The following is a 21,656-nucleotide window of genomic DNA, read 5'->3' as shown; positions in this document are numbered from 1 at the left end:
TTCATCACTATTATTAAATTAGTAATAATGTGAGCCGATGAAGAGGTGGGAGGCGGGCCATCATGCAAATGAATCTGTTTGAAAATATTAAAATTTTTATTGAAATCGTCGATGCCGGCAGCTTTGCCCAGGCGGCTGAAAATTTGCAGATCCACCGACCGGCGGTGACCAAAGCGCTGCAGCAGCTGGAGCAGGAGAGCGGGGTCCGGCTGCTGCAGCGCACCACCCGGCGTCTGTATCTTACGCCGGAGGGGGAAGAGTTTTATCGTCGCAGCAAACCGTTGCTCTCCCAGGCCGACGATCTGCTGGAGTCGTTCGCGCCGGACCGGCCGATCCGCGGTCAGCTGCGCGTTGATATGCCGATCGCCTTTGCCCGGCTGCTGGTGATCCCGCATCTGCCGGATTTTTATCAGGCCCATCCGGAGGTGGAGATTGTCCTCAGCAGCTCCGACGTACGCCGGGATATGCTGCGCGATGGTCTGGATTGCCTGCTGCGGGTGGGGGATCTTGAGGATGGCGACTATGTGGCGCGTTCGCTGGGGGAGGTGGCGTTAACCACCTGCGCCAGTCCGGGCTATCTGGCGCGCTATGGGGTGCCCGCGACGCTGGAGGACCTGCAGTCGCATCTGGCGGTGAACTGGGTGAACAGCAGCAGCCGGCAGATTATGCCCTGGCGATTCCAGACCCCGGAGGGCATCAGGCAGATCGCCATCCCCGGTAAACTGGTGCTGGACAACTCTGAAGTATTTACTGCCGCCGGGCTGGCGGGGCTGGGGATGCTGCAGGGGATGCGATTCTTTTTGCAACCTTATATCGACAGCGGGCAACTGGTGGAAATTTTGCCGGACTTTCCGGCGCCGCGTCGACCGTTGTCGCTGCTCTATCCGCACCGGCATCTGTCGCATAAGGTGCGGGTCTTTGCCGACTGGTTGCAGGGGCTGGTAGCGACGCTGGATCGATCGGTGTCGGCTTGACTCTGCCGACTGAGCGATTATATATAAAATGTGAATGCTATTAAGCAATGAATCACAAAGCTGGATAACGACTTAACCTGTAAGGGAATGCTGATGAAACTCTGGAATAAAACACTACTTGCTTCCGCCCTGTGTCTGACCCTGTTTGGCTGCGACGATGCGTCGAAAGTGGATAACAAACTGGATAAGGCCAAAGATAATGCGGAGCAGATGAAGGATGCCGCGGCGGACAAAGCGCAGGCGATTAAACAGGATGCGGATAAGCAAATCGATACGCTGAAAAGCCAGGCCGACGCCGAGGCCGACCGCCTGAAGGATCAGGCCAGCGCCATCAAGGCGGAGGCGGACAAGAAAGCGGATGCCATCGCCCAGCAGGCGAAAGCCCAGGCCGATGCCGTGAAGCAGAACGCAAAGCAGGAAAGTGACCGCATAGTCAAAGAGGCGGGTCAAATCAAAGACAATGCCATCGGCGACGCCAATCAGCTCTCGGCGGAGGCGGCGAGCAAAACCAAGGCCATCCAGGACAGTATCGCGGCGGACAAACAGCACACCACGCCACCGCCCGCCCAGCAGTAACCTGCGCTGTTTGCCTCACCCGCGCCAGGAAATATAGGGAGCGGAGCCTGATAGATTGCCCGGCGGCGCTGCGCTTGCGCGGGCCTACGCAGGGGGTGGGTTGGCTGCGCAATGACCGGGCATCACCCTTGTGTAGGCCGGGCAAGGCGTCGTCGTCGCCCGGCACGTGGACCGCAATAACATCCTGCTCAGGGGTATCTTACGATACCCCTTTTTTATGCGCGCTGCGGGTTCAACGGTTTGGCAGCAGGGTGCCTTTCAGGCCGTGTGGCTCGGAGCGCAGGTACTGCGAAGGGACGCGAACCTGGGCGCCGAGGCTGGCGGCGGCGTGCCACGGCCAGTGCGGATCGTAGAGTACCGCGCGGGCGAGGGCGATCAGGTCGGCATCGCCATCCTCCAGCGCCGCTTCCGCCTGCTGCGGATCGGTGATCAGCCCCACGCCAATCACCGGGATGGCAACCTGCTGGCGAATGTCGTGGGCGAATGGCAACTGATAACCCGGTCCGACGGTGATCGACTGCTGCGGCGACAAGCCGCCGCTGGAGACGTGAATATAGTCGCTGCCCAGCGCTTCCAGCTGCTGGCTAAACTGAATGGACTGCTCGCAGTCCCAGCCGCCATCGACCCAGTCGGTAGCCGACAGCCTGACGCCCACCGCCATGGTGTTGCCCACCGCCTCGCGGATCGCGTTAAACACTTCCAGCGGATAGCGCAGACGGTTTTCCAGAGAACCGCCGTACTCATCTCGGCGCTGATTGCTGAGCGGCGAGAGAAACTGGTGCAGCAGATAGCCGTGGGCGGCGTGCAGTTCAATCAGCTCAAAGCCCAGACGCTGGGCGCGCAACGCGCTGGCGACAAACGCCGCTTTGATGCGCGCCATATCGGCAAGGCTCAGCTCGGCGGGGGCGCGGTCGCCATCGTGAAACGCCACGGCGGAGGGGGCAACGGTTTGCCAGCCACCCTCATTAAGGGCCAGCTGATGACCACCCTGCCACGGGGCCGCGCAGGAGGCTTTGCGTCCGGCGTGCCCCAGCTGGATCCCCAGGCGGATCGGCGACCAGGCCCGAATATCCTCTACCACCGCGCGCAGCGCGTTTTCGGTTTCATCATCCCACAAACCCAGATCCCCCGGCGAGATACGTCCCGCTGGCTCTACCGCCGTGGCTTCCAGAATTAACAGGCCAGCGCCGGAGAAAGCCAGCTGACCAAGATGGATCCGGTGCCAGGAGGTGGCTTTACCCTCGTCGGCAGAGTACTGGCACATGGGGGCAATAACGATGCGGTTATCCAGCGCCAGCTGACCAATACGCGTCGCGCTAAAAAGATGGCTCATGAGTACCTCGTAAAAGTTAGACAGGGTCTTGCATGGGGGCGAACAGTCACTGTTTATAGCACGCCTGTTTACCCTTCTTTATTCGGATATTGCGTTTAAGCAGCCCGCTATTCGATAAACCACAGGCGGCGCCGGCGGCCCGTTGCCTGCTGCGACACGGCACGGGCCATCGCGCTGCCAATCTCGGCGCTGGCCGTCAGCCCCTGCACAAAGGGACGATCGTGCATCAGCCAGGGAAGGGCGCCGAAAGCGACCCGGCCGCGCAGCGTCTCGGGCGCCTGCAGCGTGTAGTCATCGCCGACGTCCGGAATGTCGTCGCCGCAGGCCAGCAGCTGCTTGCGCAGCGATGGGAAGGGCAGGTCCCGGGTTTTCAATGCTTGTTGCCCGCGGGCATCGATAAACACATCGAATTCACAGCGCTGCTGATGATGGACAATCAGCGTTCGGTGAGACTCGCGCTGCAGGTCATAATCCTCGCCGAGCGCCACAATACGCAGAATACCGGCCTGGTGCAGGGCCAGCAGCCGGCGAATGGATTCCGGCGGGATGGCGGCATAGTTATCGATAAACACCCGGGCGAGCCCGCGCCGGAAGCGGCGGCTGTCCTCGTCGTTGAGTTCCGGCACCACGCTTTCAATCGCCTCGTGCAGGCGGAGAATGGCATAGCGCCAGGGCACCGTGTGGTGTTCGCGTTTATTGCGCTCCACCTCCTGCAGATTGCGTTGCGCCCACTGGAACGGGTCATGGGTGAGACGGTCGGCAAACCAGGCCTCGGCGATGCTGTCAGGCGTTAGCTGGCGCAGCCCCGTCGCCTCGCACCAGGCCGGGGCGGCATATTCCAGCTCCTGCACGACCAGCTCGAATACCCGATCCAGTAGCCCGTCACTGCCCTGCGCGACGGCAGCCTCAAGGGCGGCAGGGGTGGCGATCTCCAGCGGCTCCCATGGGATCGGACAGTAAAAATCGGCTTCCGGGAGCACCCCATTGCGCGACAGCAGGGTGATCTCCAGCGCCTCGCTGCCAGGATGGAGGGTAAAATGGGTCGTTTTGTCGTTCTCAGTATGGAAAACACCATGCTGGGCCACCACGGCGATGGCGGCATCAATGGCGCTTAAAGAGGTCCCGAGGATCCCGACCCGACAGGGCGCGATCCGGACGTCCATCAGTCCGGTCCACGGGCTGGGGAAATACTGTCGACTGGCGCGCTCTTCCTCAGGCCACAGATGGCCGGTGGCAATCGCCACCAGGTCGACGATAACCGGTTCTGCCGCGCTATCAGTGTGGATGGCGATCCCGGCGGGCTGGACGGCAATATCCGTCACTTCACAGGATTCACAAACGCTAACGATGAAGCCGGCGTCCCGGGCCCGCTCTGTGAGATACAGAAAACGGTCGCGATAGTACTCGCCGAGGATCACTCGCGGCAGGAACTGGCGCTCATGCAGCGTGTGCCGCTCGAGGCCGCGCGCCGCCAGCCAGGCGTCGCTGTGCTGCTGCAGCCATTGCAGATAGGTCAGGTCGATAGGGGGGATCTCAATGCTGGCGATGTTAGCCAGCATTTGCGCCGCCGTATTATCGTCACTGTAGGGCATACCCACCCCGGCCTGCGCCTCTTTTTCAAACAGGGTGATCCCCAGCGGCTCGCCACGCTTCACCAGTTCATAGAACGTGTAAATCCCCGTCGGCCCCACGCCGACGATGGCAACTCTCTTCATGATTCTCTCCCTTCCTGTGGGCGGATGCGGCATGGACAGCGGTTCACTGTCGCCAGCCTGTCCTTAATTCTGGTCGAAAATTGCCGATCCGGTGGGCCGTTACACGCAATTTGAAACAAATTAGCAGGCTAATAAACTTGCCGACGGCCGGAAAAAGGGTGTAATTAACAAAAGAGCAACTTTCTATACAAACAATTTACATAAGCGGTGACACCAGCTTGCTCTGCCGGACGCCGCGCAAGCTCCCGGCAACGCCGTCGGGATAGGGATGACAAGATGCATGGCTGGACTTCACGACAGCGCAACGCGGCGATTGCCAGTTTTTTAAGCTGGACGCTCGATGCTTTCGATTTCTTTCTGTTGGTCTTTTTACTGAGCGATATCGCCCACTCGTTTCACGTCGACCTTGAAGAGGTCACCCTGGCGATTCTGCTTACCCTGGCCGTGCGGCCGATAGGCGCGCTGATTTTCGGCAGGGCGGCGGAAAAGTATGGCCGCAAACCCATTCTGATGCTGAATATCGTCTTCTTCTCCGCCTTTGAGCTGCTCTCCGCCGCCGCGCCGTCGTTGCTGCTGTTTTTTCTGCTGCGGGTGCTGTATGGCGTGGCGATGGGCGGGATCTGGGGCGTGGCCTCGTCGCTGGCGATGGAGACGATCCCCGACCGCTCGCGTGGCCTGATGTCCGGCCTGTTCCAGGCGGGATATCCCTTCGGCTATTTGCTGGCGGCCGTCGCCTACGGCCTGCTGTTTGAACAACTCGGCTGGCGCGGGATGTTTGTGATTGGCGCCGCGCCGGTGCTGCTGCTGCCGTTTATCTATTTCTGCGTCGAGGAGTCCCCGGTTTGGCTGGCGGCCCGGCAAAGTAAAGCGAGCACGGCGCTGCTGCCGGTACTGCGTAGTCACTGGAAGCTGTGCCTGTACCTGGTGGTGCTGATGGCGGCATTCAACTTTTTCTCCCACGGGACGCAGGATCTCTACCCGGTCTTTTTGAAAGTCCAGCACGGCTTCGAGCCTAAAACGGTCAGCATCATCGCGGTCTGCTACAACATCGCCTCGATTATGGGTGGCGTATTCTTCGGTTCGCTGTCGGAGAAGATTGGCCGACGCAAAGCGATTATGATCGCCGCCCTGCTGGCGCTGCCGGTCATTCCACTGTGGGCTTTCGCCAGCGGCTCGCTGGCGCTGGGGGCGGGGGCGTTTCTGATGCAGTTTATGGTGCAGGGGGCCTGGGGAGTGATCCCCACCTGGCTCAATGAACTGGTCCCGGCCAACACCCGGGCGGTGCTGCCTGGCTTCGTCTATCAGCTGGGTAATCTGCTGGCTTCGGTGAATGCCACTCTCCAGGCGTCAATCGCCCAGCATCATGGACATAACTACGGTCTGGCGATGGCCCTGGTGGCCGGTACGGTGGCGATTGTCATTACCGTCCTGACCTTCTTTGGTCGCGAGGGACGGGTGATCCAGCCCGCAGGAGCGGGACATCGCCAGCCGCTCTCCACCAGCCGTTAACTTCTGCTGCCGGGCGTCGTCAGGCGCCCGGCAGCGTACGTTAGCCGCGCAGACGAATTGCCGCCGCCTGGCGTTTCTCCAGCGAGCAGATCCCAATCCCCACCATGATAAACAGGGCGCTGAACAGATGCCAGGCATGCGGCTGGGTATGCAGGAAGAGGATGCTCAACACCCCGCCGGAGAGCGGGATGATATGGGTGTAAATTTCTCCCCGGGTGGCGCCAATTGCGGCGATACCTTTGTTCCAGAACAGATAGGCCAGCCACGACGGGAAAATCACCAGATACGCCAGGCCGCTGAGGAAAAACGGCTCGCGCCAGGCGGCCCAGTCCTGCGCCGGGTGGCGCATCAGCCAGAAGATGACGATGGGCAGCAGGATCAGGGCGCCGAGCAGCGAGCTGACGGCGACAAAGCCATTCGCCGGGATCCGGCGGTCCTTCAGACGTAATAGCGAGCAGTAGAGCGCCCAGCTCAGCGCCGACCCCATGGCCCACAGATCGCCGACGGAAAAGGTATGCAGCGAGGTGGCATGCAGTGGGTTCCCCTGGAATAACAGGATCATCACGCCAAGGGTGCTGAAGATGACCCCCAGCCAGTTGCGGGCCGATACCGGGTCACGAAAAATCAGCCGGTTAATCAGCAGCACCATGCTTGGCGTGGCGGACATATAGATGGCGGCGTTGAGGGCGGAGGTGGTTTGCAGGCCAATATAGAGCGTGAGCGGGAAGCTGACCTGGCCACAGAGCGTTAGCACCAGCACCGCCGGCGCGTTTTCCCGCAGCAGGTGGCGGCTGGCGGCGATCTGCCGGCGGTAGAGCAGGCCCAGCAGCAGCGCCGTCAACGCCCATCGCGCTTCGGTCATCAGGATCGGATCCACGCCCTGAACCAGCACGTGACCGACCACGTAATTTCCCCCCCAGAACAGGGCGGCCAGCGTCAGTAACAGATAGGGCATGCTGATTCCTTGCGTCGCTTATCACTGTACTAGATGGTAACTTTAATAATTTTATAATATCAATATTTTTATAGTGGTCTTTTGTTTTATTTATTAAAAGTAGTTATTTTACAATATGATATTTGTTATTCCTAAATTTTCGTTGCCGCGTTGCGAACGGTACTATACCGTATATTTGCCATGCATTTAACAGGGACAAATCCATGCGTAACACAGAAAATGGGGTCATTGGTAGTGACCAGACCGCGGTGATGGCCAGGCTGACACTGGATGAGTTAATTGACCAGCTTCTGCACAGCAACGCGCTGTCGCTGAAGCTGACGGCCAACCCGCTGGTGGCCGACAGAGCCTGGCATCTGACTGAGAATACCTGCATCCGCGCCTTCTCCGCTGACGATCCACAGGCCAAAAAGCGCGCTCACCATGGGTTGTTCATCCTCTATCAGTCCTGGCTTGCCGACCCGCTCTCGCCAGCGGCAGCTAATCAGTTTCATCCGCTGCTCTCCGGGATCAGAAACTACATTGAGTCTGAGTGGCTGCGGGCGGAAAGCAAACGTTTCCACCGCCAGAGACCGGTGCTTAACGCCGGCAATATCGTCGACGAACTGCGCGCCTTATGCCAGCAGCACCCGGCGTCTCATCATCCGCTGTTCGATTTCCTTGCCAGCGAGGCCTCCGCGGCGCAGATCGACTATTTCTTCAAAAGCGACAGCGCGCTGAATCTGCTGTTCTTCGATCTTGTGGCGATGGGGCTGGTCGGTTCGCTGCCGGAAACCCGCGCCGAGATTGCGCAAAATCTGTGGGATGAGATAGGTCAGGGCAGCACTGAGATCACCCACGTCAATCTGTATAAGGATTTACTGAAGCGGCGGAATATCGCGTTGCCGGACAATCATTTTGCCCATTTGTACGACTGGCAGGGTCTGGCCGGGTATAACGCCTTTATGCTGGGCGGCGTAAACCGTCAGCATTATTACAAATCGCTGGGGGTCATGGCGATGACCGAGCTGCTCGACCCACCGCAGTATGAAAAGCTGGTGGCGGGCTGCCGGCGGATTGGGCTTTCCGATCGCGACGTACATTACTATGCCGAACATATCACCGTCGATATCGGTCATGCGGACGGCTGGCTAAACAATGTGATTGTGCCGATTGGCAAAAAACATCCGGCGGCGATGGAGGAGGTCTACTTTGGCGCCGCGCTGCGCCTGCAAACCTGCAACGATTACTATGATTGCCTGCTGGCGGCCCTGCAGTCGCTGGACGGCAGCGCATCATCTCACAGCGTACCGCCTTCTGAGTAAATAAGCGCTTTGGCTGCGCTCCAGGCGGTGATCCCCGGTGGGATCTCCCGGCATTCGGCGGACTCGGCCTGCTGAGCGGCGATAGCGCCATCGATGAGCATCACCATCATCATGGCGACCCGCTCGGCAGGTTCCGGTTTTAACACCTGCAGGAGGATATCGCGGAAGAACTGCCAGAGAAGCGACTTGAATCGGGAGCACTGCTCCCGGATCGCCGGCGATGACGCGCCATATTCAAACAGCGCGCGGGTAAACATGCAGCCGTGGAACGTGTCGCAGGTAAACCAGCGATGGTAGTAGTCGAACACGGCAAACAGCTTTTCCCGCGCGGTGGCTTTATCCGCCGTGATCTGCGCCAAATCCTGCATAAATTCGCTCTCTTTCTGCTTGAGGATAGCCAGAATGAGCGCCTCTTTATCGGCGTAATAGCGGTAGAAGGTCATTTTGGAGATGCCGGCATGTTCAGCAATCCGCTCGATGCTGGGCGACTGATATCCTTCGCGATTAAACAGCGCGCTGGCGTGGCGGAGAATGTCCGCTTGTTTTGGCTTCATGCGTTTTCCTGTCGAATGGTTCGCTGTCACGACTGCCGGTGACACGGCCGTCCTGCGACAGCGGTGCATTATGCCGGATCTTGCCGCCAGACGGGCAAAAAGTAAATCAGCCGCGGTTTAAGCGGCGTCGGTTTCCTCAATAAAAACAAGATTGCGTAGACTTGCACAAGTCATGTCCTAATGTTTCCGAACCGGCGTATTATTCGGACCTTTATACACATAAGCTGTGAATGATGTACTTTCTGATATCCATTATTTCTGAAGTCTGAGACGGTTACAGCAGGACAGGCATCGAATGAGGGTATTACAGACATCATTACCAGGATGATCCGATAACTATGATGAATTTTATTAAAAGATTGCTGCGAAGAATATTCAGGTCGTTAATTTCATATTATGGCCCAGCTGTATTGACCATCCTCTTCGCCGTGGCGCAAGGGCTCTTTTTTCCAAAGACGCCTCTCTGGCTTGTTCCCCTGTTTTTCGTATTTGTTATTGTAATGTTTTATCGGTTTGTGAAATTTTAATATCGAAATTTAACTTTATATTAAATTGACAAGGAAGTGCGATGGCTGGGTTGAGGCTAGCAGGTTAAGATGGCCCCGCGATTGCCTGTCTCATTAAGAAGAAGAGAAGAGATGATGTTACCCCTGACCACGCCCCGGCTGCTGCTGCGCCGGTTCAGAACGGAAGATCTGCCGTCTTTCAGCCATTATCGCAATCTGCCGGAGGTGGCCCGTTTTCAGAGCTGGACCCAATATGGTATGACAGAGGCGAGAGCCTTCTATGAACAACAGCGTTCGCTGGCCTTTGCTGAGGATGAGAGCTGGTTCCAGCTTGCCGTAGAGATCCAGGCCAACGGTGCGCTGGCGGGAGATGTGGGGATCCATTTTTTCGATCAGGGCAGACAGGCCGAGCTGGGGATGACCTTTTCCCCGGCATATCAGCACCAGGGTTATGCCAGAGAAGCCATTCAGGCGGTGATGGCCTTACTCTTTGAACAGTTAGCCCATCATCGGCTGATAGCCGTGGTAGATACCCGCAATTCCGGCGCGATCAAACTCCTGGAAGGGCTGGGCTTTCGTCGCGAGGCGCATTACCGGCAGAATATCTTTTTTAAAGGCGAGTGGGGCGATGAGTACCTGTACGCGCTGCTGCGCAGCGAATATCCGTGAAGTGACGGGCGAGCCGTCACTTCTGTCAGCGCTGCAGTTAGCTGTGCTGGCGGATAAAGCGCGCGCGCCACGGTTTTAGCACCCACAGCGCGAGGGCGGCGGTGACAAAATCAAGACCAATAGCGCAGCTGAAGACCACATGCCAGCCGTGGGTGTACTGATAGAGCAGTGCCGCCAGCGGACCGCCAAAAATTGACCCGATGCCCTGAGAAATATACAGCCAGCCATAGTTGGTGGCGGCATGCTCGCTGCCGAACGTATCGGTGAGTGTCGACGGGAAGAGAGAGAAGATCTCCCCCCAGCCAAAGAACACCACCCCGGAGAGCAGGACAAACAGCAGCGGATCTTCCCGGCACGCCAGCCAGAGCATCATCGCCACGCCTTCCAGCGCAAAGGCGATAAACATGGTTTGCTCGCGGCCGAAGCGGTCGGAAATAAAGCCAAACAGCGGCCGGGTTAAGCCGTTAGTAAAGCGGTCTATCGTTAACGCCAGCGGCAGCGCCGCCATGCCAAACACCACCGCCTGGCTAATGCCGAAATCCTCGGCGAACACCGCCATCTGCGAAGTGACCATCAGCCCGGAAGTCGACATCATCGCCATCATGGCGAACATCAGCCAGAACAGCGGCTGGCGCAGCATTTCCCGGGAAGTAAACGATCTGCTGCTCTGCGCCACCGTCTGACTGACGGGCTGGGAGACAGCGGGCGGCGGCAGCTTCAGCCCCTGACTGGCGAGGAAGCCGACGAGGGCGAAAAGGATCCCGAAAGTCGTCATCGTGTGTTCAAGGCCGTTAGTGGTCAGCGACAGGGAGATGGGGAAGGTGGTTATGATGGCCCCCATCCCGTAGCCCGCCGCCACCGAGCCGGCGGCAAATCCCCGCTGCTGTGGGAACCATTTGACCATCAGGCCGACAACGCCGATGTAGACGATCCCGGTCCCGAGGCCGCCCATGCAGCCATAAACCAGCCAGAGCGTTGCCAGGCCATTCACCTGCGCGGAAAGCACCCAGCTCATTCCCGCCATCACCGTGCCAATAGCGATCAGCCGCCGTGGACCAAACTTTTCCACTAACCGCCCCTGAAAAGGGGAAAAGAAGGTCTGCAGGATGATCAGCAGGGAGAAGGTGACCTGCAATTCTGGCAAACCCACGCCAAGCTTGGCGGCCAGAGGTTTTGTCAGCAGCGTCCAGACATATTGCGGACTGGAAATGGCGGCCATACAGATCAAGCCCAGCACCAGCTGGCGCCATTTGCCATATTTCGGGGTAACCAACGGTTCGCTGAGTGTCGTCATGTTGTTCTCCGTTTTCAGTAAGCAGGCTTCCGTGAAACGCATCCACCCTGGATGCCTCACGGAAAGGGGAAGGTGGCGACCGCAGAGTGACGACGTGTTGTGGCCATACGGCATACGATCTTGTCCACATCGCGGTATACAAGCGCACAGCATTAAACGTGCCATATAAAATAATCATTTATATTCAGCAGGTTAATGTAATGAGGTGGTAACTGACGGGATGCGACATGGTGAATGGGCGGCACTGAAGCGGTGCAAATGGGTCATCGCGGTGCGTGGGAAACGTTCGTGGCAAATCCGCAGAATGTCGGCGCATGCACTCAGCGTTTTCCTGCACCAAAGCCATGCAATGCCCCAACATCACTCCCCATTTTTGGGAATCGATGCGTCCGCTGGCGGCGAAACGCGGCTGTGAGCGGCCTCTGGCTCCTGGCATGGCGCTTGCAACAACATCGGCAGAAAGCAGCGCAACAGACAATTCAGATCACACAATAGCTGGCTAGGGTTCCGGTTCACCGCGGTGAACGTCTGGTCCGAGAGCTGGCGACCTCGGCGAGGTTACACGGCGGGATAAAAGCCCGGGAGACAGCAGCACCGTTGGGTGTCGCGCTGCTCCGTTTCTCGTGCTAACCAGAGGTCCACCATGAAAACATCGCCGCTCCTCCGCTCACTTGTCCTGTCGCTGACGCTGCTGACCAGCGTCCCGTCGTTTGCCGCCGTCAAAAAAGAGTTCAACGTCTGCTGGACCATCTACGCCGGCTGGATGCCCTGGGGAACCATCAGTAACGAAAAGATCATTGATAAATGGGCCAGCAAATACGGCATCAAGATCAATATCGTCCAGCTCAACGATTACATCGAATCCATCAACCAGTACACCGCCGGGCAGTTTGACGGCTGCACGATGACCAACATGGACGCGTTGACGATCCCGGCGGCGGGCGGTGTCGACAGCACAGCGCTGATCACCGGCAGCTACTCCGACGGTAACGACGGGGTGGTCCTGAAAGGGGCGGATAAAAAGCTCAGCAACCTGAAAGGGATGTCGGTGTATCTCCCGGAGCTGTCGGTATCCCACTATCTGCTGGTGCGCGGCCTGGAAAAAGCCGGGCTGCAGGAAAAAGACGTCAAGGTGGTGAATACCTCGGATGCCGATATCGTCTCGGCCTTCGGCACCAGCGGCGTGCGGGCGGCGGTGGCCTGGAATCCACAGCTGTCGGTTATCAAAAAGACCCCACAAACCAGCGAAGTGTTTAGCTCCTCACAGGTGCCGGGCGAGCTTATCGACATGATGGTGGTGAATACCCAGACCCTGAAAGATAACCCCGCGCTGGGCAAAGCCCTGACCGGCGCGTGGTTTGAAATGATGGCCAAAATGAAGGCCGGGGATAGCCAGGCGTTGAGCGCCATGGCCGCCGACTCCGGCACCGATCTTGCTGGCTACCAGGCACAGCTGAAAACAACCCATCTGTTTTGGACGCCTGCCGACACCCTGGCGTTTATCTCCTCGCCGGATCTGGCGAAAACGATGCAGCGAGTGGCGCAGTTCTCGTTCGATAAAGGCCTGCTGGGTGAAGGGGCGCAGAGCGCGGACTTTATCGGTATGACCTTCCCGGGAAATGTCACCCTCGGCGATGCCGCCAACCGCAAACTGCGCTTTGACGACAGCTACCTGAAGCTGGCCGCCGCGGGCCAGCTGTAATGATTATCGCCGGGAGACCACGCCATGCGCCACATTAACCGTTATCCCCAAAAGGGGATGCGCCTGACGCTGATGCTGCTGCCTTTTGTCGTGCTGATCGCTGCCTGGTTTATTGGATCGGCGGTGCGGCTGGAAGCCAATCCGCAGGACAAGTTGCTGCCAGGCCTGTCGCAGATGGTGGCAGCCATTGACCGGATGGCGTTCACCCCGGACAAACGCAGCGGTGAGTATCTGCTGTGGGCCGATACGCTGATCAGCCTGAGCCGTCTGTTGACGGGCCTGGCCGTCTCGTCGCTGATCGGCCTCGGTATCGGCATCGCCGCCGGCGTCTTCCCGATGTACCGCGCGGCGCTGTCGCCGCTGTTGACGGTGGTGTCAATGATCCCGCCGCTGGCGATCCTGCCGGTGCTGTTTATCGTCTTCGGCCTCGATGAGCTGTCGAAAGTGATGCTGATCGTCATCGGCATTACGCCAATGCTGGCGCGCGACCTGGAGCAGCGGGCGAAGGAGATCCCGGCGGAGCTGTTTATTAAGGCGCAGACCCTCGGCGCCAATAGCTGGACCCTGGTACTGCGGGTAGTGCTTCCCCAGCTGCTGTCGCGGCTGATCACCTCTCTGCGCCTGCTGCTGGGCTCGGCATGGCTGTTCTTGATCTCCGCTGAGGCCATCTCCGCTACCGCCGGGCTGGGGTACCGCATTTTCCTGGTGCGGCGCTATATGGCGATGGACGTGATTATTCCCTATGTCATCTGGATCACCTTGCTGGCATGGCTGATGGATCTGGCGCTGCGCCAGCTGCACAAAGCCTGTTTCCCGTGGGCGGAAGGAGGCCGGGGATGAGTTTTATCGACATCAAAAACATCTGGCAGGAGTACGGGGATCACGTGGTGCTGGAGCGCATCAATCTGCAGGTGAAAGAGGGCGAGTTTTGCTCGATGGTCGGCGCGTCCGGTTGTGGTAAATCGACCTTTTTACGCCTGCTGCTCGGTCAGGAAAAACCGACCCGTGGCGACATCCTGCTCGATGGCCAGCCGCTGGCGGCGGAGCCGGATCGCAGCCGCGGCGTGGTCTTCCAGCGCTATTCGGTGTTTCCGCATCTCAACGTGCTGGATAACGTCGCCATCGGCCTGGAGCTGCCGGCGTCCCCGCTGCTGGGGCGCCTGTTTGGCGGCAGAAAACGCGAGGCCCGGCAACAGGCCCAGCACATGCTGGAGAAAGTGGGGCTGGGGCACGCTCTGGATAAATATCCGGCGCAGTTGTCCGGGGGGATGCAACAGCGGCTGGCCATCGCCCAGGCGTTCGTGATGCAGCCGCGGGTGCTGCTGCTCGATGAGCCCTTCGGCGCGCTGGATCCCGGCATTCGCAAAGATATGCATGCGCTGCTGCTCCAGCTGTGGAGCGAAACGCGCATGACGGTGTTTATGGTCACCCACGATCTGGCCGAAGGCTTCAACCTGGGCACCCGGCTGCTGGTGTTCGACAAAGTGCGCATCGATCCGCAGGCGCCTAACGCCTGGGGAGCGCGCATTACCTACGATATCCCGCTCAATGAGGCGCGGATGGCGCAGCTGGCGACCGGTAGTGACACCAACGTTTACGCATTAAGGAGATAAATTGATGACCGTACTTTTTCACGCCACTCCCAGCCTGCGCGAAGAGCGGCTTCCCGGCGGGGCGCATACCTCGCTGATTTTGCGCAAAGGGCAGATCCTGCGCCTGACTGATATCGACGGCGGGGCGAACGTCAGCATGATGATGCTCAACCCCCATGAGAAAAGTGAGCGTCTGAACCTGCCGGATACCCTCAAGGGCCAGCATACTGCGCGCCTGACCGCCGGACACTGTTTCTACTCCGACATGGGCCGAGTGCTGGCCGGGATCGTCGCCGACAGCTGCGGCTGGCACGACCCGTTCGGCGGGGTCCTTAACGACGAAGAGACACATGACAAATATGGCGCCGGACGCTACCAGGAATTACGTAATGGCTTCTACCGCAACGGCGTCGATAACCTGCTGGTGGAGATGGGCAAATGGGATCTCGGCCTGGAAGATCTGCTGATGGTGGTCAACTTCTTCAGCAAAGTCACCGTCGATGACGAGGGCCGTTTCCAGTTTGTTGCCGGCAACAGTCGCGCCGGGGATTACGTTGAGCTGTTTGCCCCGATGGACGTCCTGCTGGTGCTCACCGCGCTGCCGCATCCCCAGGATCCGGCCACAGAATATGCCCCCCGTCCGGTGCAGCTGAGCTGGTATCAGGCCGACGATGAGGACGCGGCCATCCAGGCGCTCCTGACCCGCGATGAGAATCAGCGCGCGTTCCGTAATACCCAACTTTTTGCCCTGTAAGGAGGCGTTCATGACCGTTATCACCAGTAACCGACGCCCGGAAGAGGCCGTCTATCGCCATGTGATCCCGGCCGGGGAACCCTGGCTGTTTGAGGTTAAAAAAGGGCAAACCCTGCGCCTGCTCGATCTCGAAGGCAATCAGGCGATTGATACCCTGTTTTACAACGCCGACAACCCGCGCGAGCGCTACGATGCGCAGCGCACGCTGCGTCGCCAGGGGAACGCCTACCTGACCGCCGGCAGCGTGCTCTATTCCAACCTCGGCCATCCGCTGATGACCATCGTGGCCGATACCTGCGGGCGGCACGATACCCTCGGCGGCGCTTGCGCCCAGGAGAGCAACACCGTGCGCTACGCCCTCGACAAGCGCTATATGCACAGCTGCCGGGACAATTTTCTCTGCGCCTGTCTGCACGATGACCGCCTGCATAAGCGCGATATCGGCGCCAACATTAACTTCTTTATGAACGTGCCGGTGACGCCGGAGGGCGGTCTGACCTTTGCGGACGGCATCTCGGCGGCAGGAAAATACGTTGAACTGCGCGCGGAGTGTAACGCCATGGTGCTGATCTCCAACTGTCCGCAGCTCAACAATCCCTGCAATGGCTGGAACCCGACCCCCGCCGAGGTGCTGGTATGGAACTGACCCGCTGGCAGCGCTGGCGTTTGCTGGCCTTTCGGCTGTTCGCCGTTCGCGCCGACCGCCTGAATCACACGCCGACGCGCCACGTTTAAGCGCCGGTTCCCCCGGGGACGACCTCAGGGAAAGACGAATTGTTGCGGGACGACCCGCTACGCTGTGAGTTCCGCTTATGTTTGATACCTTACTGATTGCCAACCGCGGGGCGATAGCCTGCCGCATTTTACGTACCCTGCGCGCCATGCAGGTGAAGGGGGTTGCCGTTTACGCCGAAGCCGACCTGAGCAGTCTGCACGTCCGCGAAGCGGATGAAGCACTCAGCCTTGGCGAGGGCCCGGCAGCGCAAACTTATCTGGTGGTAGAGAAGATCATTGCCGCCGCGCTGCAGAGCGGCGCCCGCGCCATCCATCCCGGCTACGGCTTTCTGTCGGAAAACGCCGCCTTCGCCGAAGCCTGTGAGGCGGCGGGACTGGCGTTTGTTGGCCCGACCCCGCAACAGCTGCGTACCTTCGGCCTGAAACATACCGCTCGCGCGCTGGCGAAGGCGGAGGGCGTGCCGCTGCTGGAAGGCAGTGAACTGCTGGCCGACAGCGAGGAAGCCTGCCGGGCGGCTGAGGCGGTGGGCTACCCGGTGATGCTCAAGAGCACGGCTGGCGGCGGGGGGATTGGCATGCGCGTCTGCCGCGACGCCCGCGAACTGAGCGAGGCCTTTGCCACGGTGCAGCGGCTGGGGCAAAACAACTTCAGCGACGCCGGGGTGTTTCTCGAAAAATATATCGAACGCGCCCGTCACCTGGAGGTGCAGATCTTCGGCGACGGTGAGGGGGAGGTTATCGCCCTCGGCGTGCGCGACTGCTCGCTGCAGCGGCGTAACCAGAAAGTGATTGAAGAGACCCCGGCGCCGAATTTGCCGGATGGGATGGCGCAGGCGCTGTGTAGCGCGGCCATTGCTCTCGGGAAAGCGGTGAACTACCGCAGCGCCGGGACGGTGGAGTTTGTCTACGACAGCGCGGCGCAGCGCTTCTATTTCCTTGAGGTCAATACCCGTCTGCAGGTGGAGCACGGCGTCACAGAGCAGGTGTGGGGCGTGGATCTGGTGCGCTGGATGATCGCCCTGGCCGCAGGGGATTTACCGCCGCTGAGCGAGCTGGCCGCCGGGCTACAGCCCCGGGGCCATGCCATTCAGGCGCGAATTTACGCCGAAGATCCTGGCCGCCAGTTTCAGCCTTCGCCTGGACTGTTAACCGACGTCTGGTTTCCACCGGCGGACGGCGCCACCCTGCGCATCGACCGCTGGGTGGAGGCCGGGTGTGAGGTGCCGCCGTTTTTCGACCCCTTGCTGGCGAAAGCTATCGTCTGGCGCCCCAGCCGCGATGAGGCAATCGCCGGCCTGGCGCAGGCCCTGGCGGAGACCCGCCTGTATGGCGTCGAAACCAACCGCTTATACCTGCAGCAGATCCTCGGCTTTGCGCCGTTTACCGCCGGAGAACCCTGGACCCGCTGCCTGGAGCAATTGCGCTACCGGGCCGATACCGTGGAGGTTCTGAGCGCCGGCACCCAGACCAGCGTCCAGGACTATCCGGGACGTCTGGGGTACTGGGCGGTGGGCGTCCCGCCCTCGGGCCCGATGGATGACCGGGCGCTGCGCCTGGGCAACCGTCTGCTGGGCAATGCCGAGGGCGACGCCGCGCTGGAGATCACCCTTAGCGGACCCACCCTGAAATTTAATACCGCCGTACAGGCGGTGGTCTGCGGCGCGCCGCTCGCCGTCACGCTCGATGGCGCCGGGCAGGACATGAACTGCGTATTCACTATTCCGGCGGGGGCGACCCTCAGGCTGGGGGCAATAAACGGACCAGGCGTCAGAAGCTATCTCTGCCTGCGCGGCGGTATTCAGGTACCGGATTATTTGGGCAGTAAAAGCACCTTTACCCTCGGCCAGTTTGGCGGCCACGGCGGACGGGCGCTACGCGCTGGCGACGTGCTGCATCTTGCGCCTTTGGCTGAGACAGGGGAAGGCGCGGCGCTTCCCGCAGGGCTGCGCACCGCGCTGACGGACGTCCGTACGCTGCGGGTGATTTACGGTCCCCACGGCGCGCCGGAGTTCTTTGCCCCGGCGTATATGGCGACCTTTTTTGCCACCGACTGGGAAGTGCATTTTAACTCCAGCCGCACCGGCGTGCGCCTGATCGGGCCTAAGCCGGTCTGGACCCGTGACAGCGGCGGCGAAGCCGGGCTGCATCCCTCGAATATTCATGACAACCCCTATGCCGTGGGGGCCGTGGATTTTACCGGCGATATGCCGGTGATCCTCGGGCCGGACGGCCCAAGCCTCGGAGGCTTCGTCTGCCCGGTCACGGTTATCGAAGCCGATCTCTGGCAACTGGGCCAGCTTAAGGCGGGGGATAAAGTGCGCTTTGTGGCGGTGGACGTCCCCACCGCCCGGCGGCTGGCGGCAGGTCGTCGCGCGGAGCTGGCGACCCTGCAGGCGCAGGACGTTGCCTGGCAGCCTGCGCCGCTCACCTCGCCGGTGGTGATGACCTGCGGTGACGCCGACAAACGCCTGGTGGCGCGCCTCTCCGGTGATACCCATCTGCTGCTGGAGGCCGGTGAGGCGGAGCTGGATCTGGTGCTGCGCTTTCGCATCCATGCCCTGATGCAGGCCCTTGAAGGGCAAGCCCGGGAAGGGATCATCGATATCACGCCGGGGATCCGCTCGCTGCAGTTGCATTTCCAGCCGGAAACGCTGGCGCTGGAGACCCTGCTGGCGTGGGTCAGCGGGGAGTGGGCTACGGTCTGCATGAGCGATGATCTGCAGGTTCCAACGCGGGTCGTGCATCTCCCGCTCTCCTGGGACGATCCGGCCTGCCGCAAGGCGATCGACAAATATATGACCACCGTCCGCCCGGACGCCCCGTGGTGCCCAAGCAACCTCGAGTTTATTCGCCGGATAAACGATCTGCCGGATGAGCAGGCCGTATGGAACACGGTGTTTGACGCCAGCTATCTGGTGATGGGCCTCGGCGATGTCTATCTCGGCGCGCCGGTGGCCACGCCCCTTGATCCGCGCCATCGGCTGGTCACCACCAAGTACAACCCGGCGCGAACCTGGACGGCGGAAAACTCGGTGGGCATCGGCGGGGCGTATCTGTGCGTCTACGGTATGGAAGGCCCGGGCGGCTATCAGTTTGTCGGCCGCACTCTGCAGATGTGGAATCGCTATCACGAGGTGGCCGATTTTGCCGGCAAGCCGTGGCTGCTGCGCTTTTTCGATCAGCTGCGTTTCTATCCGGTTTCGGCCGATGAACTGCTGGAGATTCGCCGCGATTTCCCGCTCGGTCGCTATCCGCTGCGCATCGAACACAGCACGCTGCGGCTGGCGGAATACCAGCAATTTCTCGCTCGCGAGACGCAGAGCATTGACGCGTTTCGCGACCATCAGCAGCGGGCGTTTAACGCCGAACGCGATCGCTGGATCGCCAGCGGCCAGGCCCATTTCGACAGCCAGGAGAGCGCCGCAGAAGAAGCGGGCGATGCGCCGCTGCAGCCGGGCGAGCAGGGGGTGGAAAGCCCGGTATCCGGTAATTTGTGGCAGGTACAGACCGAGGCCGGTCGTCTGGTGCGCGCCGGTGATGTGCTGGTGGTGCTTGAGTCGATGAAAATGGAGATCCCGCTGCTGGCGCCGTGCGATGGCAGGGTTCAGCAGGTCAATGTGCAGCCAGGCAGCGCGGTGCGTGCCGGGCAACGGGTGGCAGTGATTATTGAGGAGAAGGCATGATGCAGCAGACGTTTGATTTACGCCTGGCGACCCTGGCGGCGAACTATCGTAACGGCAACACCACCCCGCGGGCGCTGTTGGCGGCGATCCGCCAGCGGGCGGAAACGCTGAATCCCGAATTTAATCTGTTTATCCATCTCCTGAGCGAAGCGGAGCAGGCGCCGTTTCTCGCGGCGCTGGAAGGCCATTCGCCAGAGACGCTTCCGCTGTACGGCGTGCCGTTCGCGATCAAAGACAATATTGACCTTGCGGAGATCGTCACGACCGCTGCCTGCCCGGCGTTTGCATACCGGCCGACGCAAAGCGCGACCATTGTCGCGCAGCTGATTGCGCTGGGAGCCGTGCCGGTGGGCAAAACCAATCTCGACCAGTTTGCCACCGGCCTGAACGGAACCCGTTCGCCGTACGGACGTTGCCGCAACGCGTACCACCCGGCTTACCCCTCCGGTGGCTCCAGCGCCGGCTCCGCGCTGGCGGTAGCCCTGGGTGTCGCCAGCTTCGCGCTGGGGACCGACACCGCCGGCAGCGGTCGCGTTCCGGCCGGACTGAATAACCTGGTGGGCCTGAAAGCGACGAAAGGGGTGATCTCCACCGCCGGGGTCGTCCCTGCCTGTCGCACGCTGGACTGTGTGACCTTTTTCAGCGCTACCGCCGACGAGGCCAGCCAGCTGCTGGCGCTGGTTGCCCGGACCGATCCGCAGGATAGCTACAGCCGCCGCAATCCTCAGTGGAACAGCCGGCAGGCCTTTGGCAGGCCGTCCGCCGGATTTCGCTTTGGCGTTCCGCAGACGCTGAACTTCCTCGGTTGCCGCGCCAGCGAAGCGCTGTTCGCCCAGGCCGTACAGCGGCTGACGGCGCTCGGCGGCGTGCCGGTAGCGATCGATTTCGCGCCATTTCTGGCCGCCGCCCGCCTGCTGTATGACGGACCGTGGGTTGCTGAACGCTATGCGGTGGCCGGACCGCTGATTGAGCAGCAGCCGGATGCCGTGCTGCCGGTGATTCGCGACGTGCTGGCGAAAGCGCCTGCTATCGACGCGACGGCGACCTTTAAGGCGATGTATCAGTTGCAGGGGTATAAAGCGCAGTGCGATGCCATCCTTGATACGCTGGACTGCGTGCTGACGCCAACCTTTCCGCGCCCGGTGACGCTCGACGAGCTGGCGGCGGAGCCGATCGCCCGCAACGCCGATCTGGGCTACTACACCAACTTTATGAACCTGCTGGACTATGCGGCGGTGAGTGTGCCGTGCGGGTTTATGCCTGACGGATTGCCCTCCGGCGTCACGCTGTTTGGCCGGGCGTTTACCGATCAGTATTTGCTGAGCCTGGCCGACGCCTTCCAGCGCGCGGAGCGGCTGCCGCTGGCAGGCGGCGCGCGGCTGGAGAGCCCGCCGCCTGCGCATTCCGCAGGCCATGACCGGATGGCACTGGCGGTATGCGGTGCGCATCTGGCCGGTCTGCCCTTAAACGGTCAATTGCTGGCGCGGGGCGGTCGGTTGCTGCAGGCGACCCACAGCGCGCCACGCTATCGTTTGTACGCTCTCGCGGATGGCAAGCGCCCGGCGATGGTGCGTGACGAGCGCGACGGCGCGGCGATAGCGGTGGAAGTCTGGGAGATACCCAGCGCCGAGGTGGGGTCGCTGCTGGCCGCTATTCCCGCGCCGCTGGGGCTGGGACAGGTTGAGCTGGCCAACGGCCGATGGGTGACGGGCTTTATTTGCGAAGCCGCCGGGCTGGGGGATGCCACGGAGATCACCGCCTGGGGCGGCTGGCGTCAGTGGCTGGCCAGGTAAACGGAACA

The 21,656-nt window shown here is 60.7% G+C and carries 18 protein-coding genes and 1 riboswitch; of the genes, 13 read left to right on the top strand and 5 right to left on the bottom strand.

The annotated features are described in order from the left end of the window. Positions 1-68 precede the first annotated feature (68 nt). Positions 69-974, top strand: coding sequence for a LysR family transcriptional regulator (locus AS136_RS16590; RefSeq protein ID WP_162542831.1), 906 nt, complete (start codon positions 69-71; stop codon positions 972-974). Positions 975-1,061: 87 nt separating this feature from the next. Further along, the gene (locus AS136_RS16585; protein WP_064166513.1) at positions 1,062-1,550 is read left to right on the top strand and encodes a hypothetical protein; all 489 of its coding nucleotides are present in this window, start codon (positions 1,062-1,064) and stop codon (positions 1,548-1,550) included. A 232-nt stretch (positions 1,551-1,782) separates the two neighbouring features. Here AS136_RS16585 and AS136_RS16580 read toward each other — a convergent pair whose 3' ends face one another. Together AS136_RS16580 and AS136_RS16575 are read right to left on the bottom strand one after the other, a co-directional pair. Continuing rightward, positions 1,783-2,883, bottom strand: a complete 1,101-nt coding sequence (locus AS136_RS16580) for an NADH:flavin oxidoreductase/NADH oxidase (protein ID WP_023322644.1) — start codon at positions 2,881-2,883, stop codon at positions 1,783-1,785. A 107-nt stretch (positions 2,884-2,990) separates the two neighbouring features. Beyond that, positions 2,991-4,598: an FAD-NAD(P)-binding protein gene (locus AS136_RS16575; RefSeq protein WP_063266860.1), complete on the bottom strand. Its 1,608-nt coding sequence runs from the start codon at positions 4,596-4,598 to the stop codon at positions 2,991-2,993. A gap of 276 nt (positions 4,599-4,874) precedes the next feature. Between AS136_RS16575 and AS136_RS16570 the strand changes: the two genes are divergently transcribed. Continuing rightward, a complete protein-coding gene (locus AS136_RS16570) occupies positions 4,875-6,107 on the top strand; it encodes an MFS transporter (protein ID WP_012541690.1) in 1,233 nt (410 codons plus the stop codon). Positions 6,108-6,147: 40 nt separating this feature from the next. On the opposite strand, the gene AS136_RS16565 is transcribed toward AS136_RS16570, so the two are convergent. Next, positions 6,148-7,062 (bottom strand): DMT family transporter, encoded by a 915-nt coding sequence (locus AS136_RS16565; protein ID WP_012968187.1) that lies wholly within the window; start codon positions 7,060-7,062, stop codon positions 6,148-6,150. Positions 7,063-7,265: 203 nt separating this feature from the next. On the opposite strand from AS136_RS16565, the gene AS136_RS16560 reads away from it, so the two are divergent. Beyond that, positions 7,266-8,366, top strand: coding sequence for an iron-containing redox enzyme family protein (locus tag AS136_RS16560; RefSeq protein WP_023322640.1), 1,101 nt, complete (start codon positions 7,266-7,268; stop codon positions 8,364-8,366). On the opposite strand, the gene AS136_RS16555 is transcribed toward AS136_RS16560, so the two are convergent. Further along, entirely contained in the window at positions 8,342-8,920 is a 579-nt protein-coding gene (locus AS136_RS16555) for a TetR/AcrR family transcriptional regulator (RefSeq protein ID WP_023322639.1), read from the bottom strand. The two genes, AS136_RS16560 and AS136_RS16555, sit on opposite strands and share 25 nt — an antisense overlap. 338 nt (positions 8,921-9,258) lie before the next feature. Between AS136_RS16555 and AS136_RS16550 the strand changes: the two genes are divergently transcribed. Together AS136_RS16550 and AS136_RS16545 are read left to right on the top strand one after the other, a co-directional pair. Then, positions 9,259-9,447, top strand: a complete 189-nt coding sequence (locus tag AS136_RS16550; RefSeq protein WP_004891873.1) for a hypothetical protein — start codon at positions 9,259-9,261, stop codon at positions 9,445-9,447. Between the two features lie 69 nt (positions 9,448-9,516). After that, positions 9,517-10,095 carry a GNAT family N-acetyltransferase gene (locus AS136_RS16545; RefSeq protein WP_162542817.1) on the top strand — a complete coding sequence of 193 codons (579 nt, stop codon included), beginning with the start codon at positions 9,517-9,519 and terminating at the stop codon, positions 10,093-10,095. A gap of 37 nt (positions 10,096-10,132) precedes the next feature. Here the strand turns inward: AS136_RS16545 and oxlT are convergent, their stop codons facing one another. Then, complete coding sequence (oxlT, locus tag AS136_RS16540; protein WP_023297642.1) at positions 10,133-11,431, bottom strand: oxalate/formate MFS antiporter; 1,299 nt, start codon at positions 11,429-11,431, stop codon at positions 10,133-10,135. A 446-nt stretch (positions 11,432-11,877) separates the two neighbouring features. Beyond that, positions 11,878-11,976, top strand: a riboswitch (guanidine-I (ykkC/yxkD leader). A 56-nt stretch (positions 11,977-12,032) separates the two neighbouring features. On the opposite strand from oxlT, the gene AS136_RS16535 reads away from it, so the two are divergent. The 7 genes from AS136_RS16535 to atzF all read left to right on the top strand — a co-directional run bounded on the left by AS136_RS16535 (position 12,033) and on the right by atzF (position 21,648). Next, a complete protein-coding gene (locus AS136_RS16535; protein ID WP_023322637.1) occupies positions 12,033-13,091 on the top strand; it encodes a putative urea ABC transporter substrate-binding protein in 1,059 nt (352 codons plus the stop codon). 24 nt (positions 13,092-13,115) lie between these two features. Beyond that, complete coding sequence (locus AS136_RS16530) at positions 13,116-13,931, top strand: ABC transporter permease (protein WP_023297641.1); 816 nt, start codon at positions 13,116-13,118, stop codon at positions 13,929-13,931. Then, entirely contained in the window at positions 13,928-14,704 is a 777-nt protein-coding gene (locus tag AS136_RS16525; protein WP_012541697.1) for an ABC transporter ATP-binding protein, read from the top strand. Before AS136_RS16530 ends, AS136_RS16525 begins: the two co-directional genes overlap by 4 nt. A gap of 4 nt (positions 14,705-14,708) precedes the next feature. Beyond that, positions 14,709-15,437 carry an urea amidolyase associated protein UAAP1 gene (locus AS136_RS16520; protein ID WP_023322636.1) on the top strand — a complete coding sequence of 243 codons (729 nt, stop codon included), beginning with the start codon at positions 14,709-14,711 and terminating at the stop codon, positions 15,435-15,437. A 10-nt stretch (positions 15,438-15,447) separates the two neighbouring features. Next, positions 15,448-16,083: an urea amidolyase associated protein UAAP2 gene (locus tag AS136_RS16515; protein ID WP_063266859.1), complete on the top strand. Its 636-nt coding sequence runs from the start codon at positions 15,448-15,450 to the stop codon at positions 16,081-16,083. A 166-nt stretch (positions 16,084-16,249) separates the two neighbouring features. Continuing rightward, complete coding sequence (uca, locus tag AS136_RS16510; RefSeq protein WP_023322635.1) at positions 16,250-19,855, top strand: urea carboxylase; 3,606 nt, start codon at positions 16,250-16,252, stop codon at positions 19,853-19,855. Then, positions 19,852-21,648, top strand: coding sequence for an allophanate hydrolase (gene atzF, locus AS136_RS16505; RefSeq protein ID WP_023322634.1), 1,797 nt, complete (start codon positions 19,852-19,854; stop codon positions 21,646-21,648). The genes uca and atzF overlap by 4 nt, the downstream gene beginning before the upstream one ends. Positions 21,649-21,656 lie beyond the last annotated feature (8 nt).

Source organism: Klebsiella sp. D5A (assembly GCF_001620885.1).
GTDB lineage: Bacteria > Pseudomonadota > Gammaproteobacteria > Enterobacterales > Enterobacteriaceae > Klebsiella > Klebsiella variicola.
This window is presented reverse-complemented; position numbering and strand designations above follow the sequence as displayed.

Excerpts from the sequence above, each read along its gene's own strand:
- AS136_RS16580 (WP_023322644.1), bottom strand. The coding sequence starts at position 2,883 with ATGAGCCATCTTTTTAGCGCGACGCGTATTGGTCAGCTGGCGCTGGAT.
- AS136_RS16555 (WP_023322639.1), bottom strand. The coding sequence starts at position 8,920 with ATGAAGCCAAAACAAGCGGACATTCTCCGCCACGCCAGCGCGCTGTTT.
- AS136_RS16565 (WP_012968187.1), bottom strand. The coding sequence starts at position 7,062 with ATGCCCTATCTGTTACTGACGCTGGCCGCCCTGTTCTGGGGGGGAAAT.
- AS136_RS16520 (WP_023322636.1), top strand. The coding sequence starts at position 14,709 with ATGACCGTACTTTTTCACGCCACTCCCAGCCTGCGCGAAGAGCGGCTT.
- AS136_RS16560 (WP_023322640.1), top strand. The coding sequence starts at position 7,266 with ATGCGTAACACAGAAAATGGGGTCATTGGTAGTGACCAGACCGCGGTG.
- AS136_RS16515 (WP_063266859.1), top strand. The coding sequence starts at position 15,448 with ATGACCGTTATCACCAGTAACCGACGCCCGGAAGAGGCCGTCTATCGC.
- AS136_RS16570 (WP_012541690.1), top strand. The coding sequence starts at position 4,875 with ATGCATGGCTGGACTTCACGACAGCGCAACGCGGCGATTGCCAGTTTT.
- AS136_RS16590 (WP_162542831.1), top strand. The coding sequence starts at position 69 with ATGAATCTGTTTGAAAATATTAAAATTTTTATTGAAATCGTCGATGCC.
- AS136_RS16530 (WP_023297641.1), top strand. The coding sequence starts at position 13,116 with ATGCGCCACATTAACCGTTATCCCCAAAAGGGGATGCGCCTGACGCTG.
- oxlT (WP_023297642.1), bottom strand. The coding sequence starts at position 11,431 with ATGCGTTTCACGGAAGCCTGCTTACTGAAAACGGAGAACAACATGACG.
- AS136_RS16575 (WP_063266860.1), bottom strand. The coding sequence starts at position 4,598 with ATGAAGAGAGTTGCCATCGTCGGCGTGGGGCCGACGGGGATTTACACG.
- atzF (WP_023322634.1), top strand. The coding sequence starts at position 19,852 with ATGATGCAGCAGACGTTTGATTTACGCCTGGCGACCCTGGCGGCGAAC.
- AS136_RS16550 (WP_004891873.1), top strand. The coding sequence starts at position 9,259 with ATGATGAATTTTATTAAAAGATTGCTGCGAAGAATATTCAGGTCGTTA.
- AS136_RS16525 (WP_012541697.1), top strand. The coding sequence starts at position 13,928 with ATGAGTTTTATCGACATCAAAAACATCTGGCAGGAGTACGGGGATCAC.
- AS136_RS16585 (WP_064166513.1), top strand. The coding sequence starts at position 1,062 with ATGCTGATGAAACTCTGGAATAAAACACTACTTGCTTCCGCCCTGTGT.
- AS136_RS16535 (WP_023322637.1), top strand. The coding sequence starts at position 12,033 with ATGAAAACATCGCCGCTCCTCCGCTCACTTGTCCTGTCGCTGACGCTG.
- AS136_RS16545 (WP_162542817.1), top strand. The coding sequence starts at position 9,517 with ATGGCCCCGCGATTGCCTGTCTCATTAAGAAGAAGAGAAGAGATGATG.
- uca (WP_023322635.1), top strand. The coding sequence starts at position 16,250 with ATGTTTGATACCTTACTGATTGCCAACCGCGGGGCGATAGCCTGCCGC.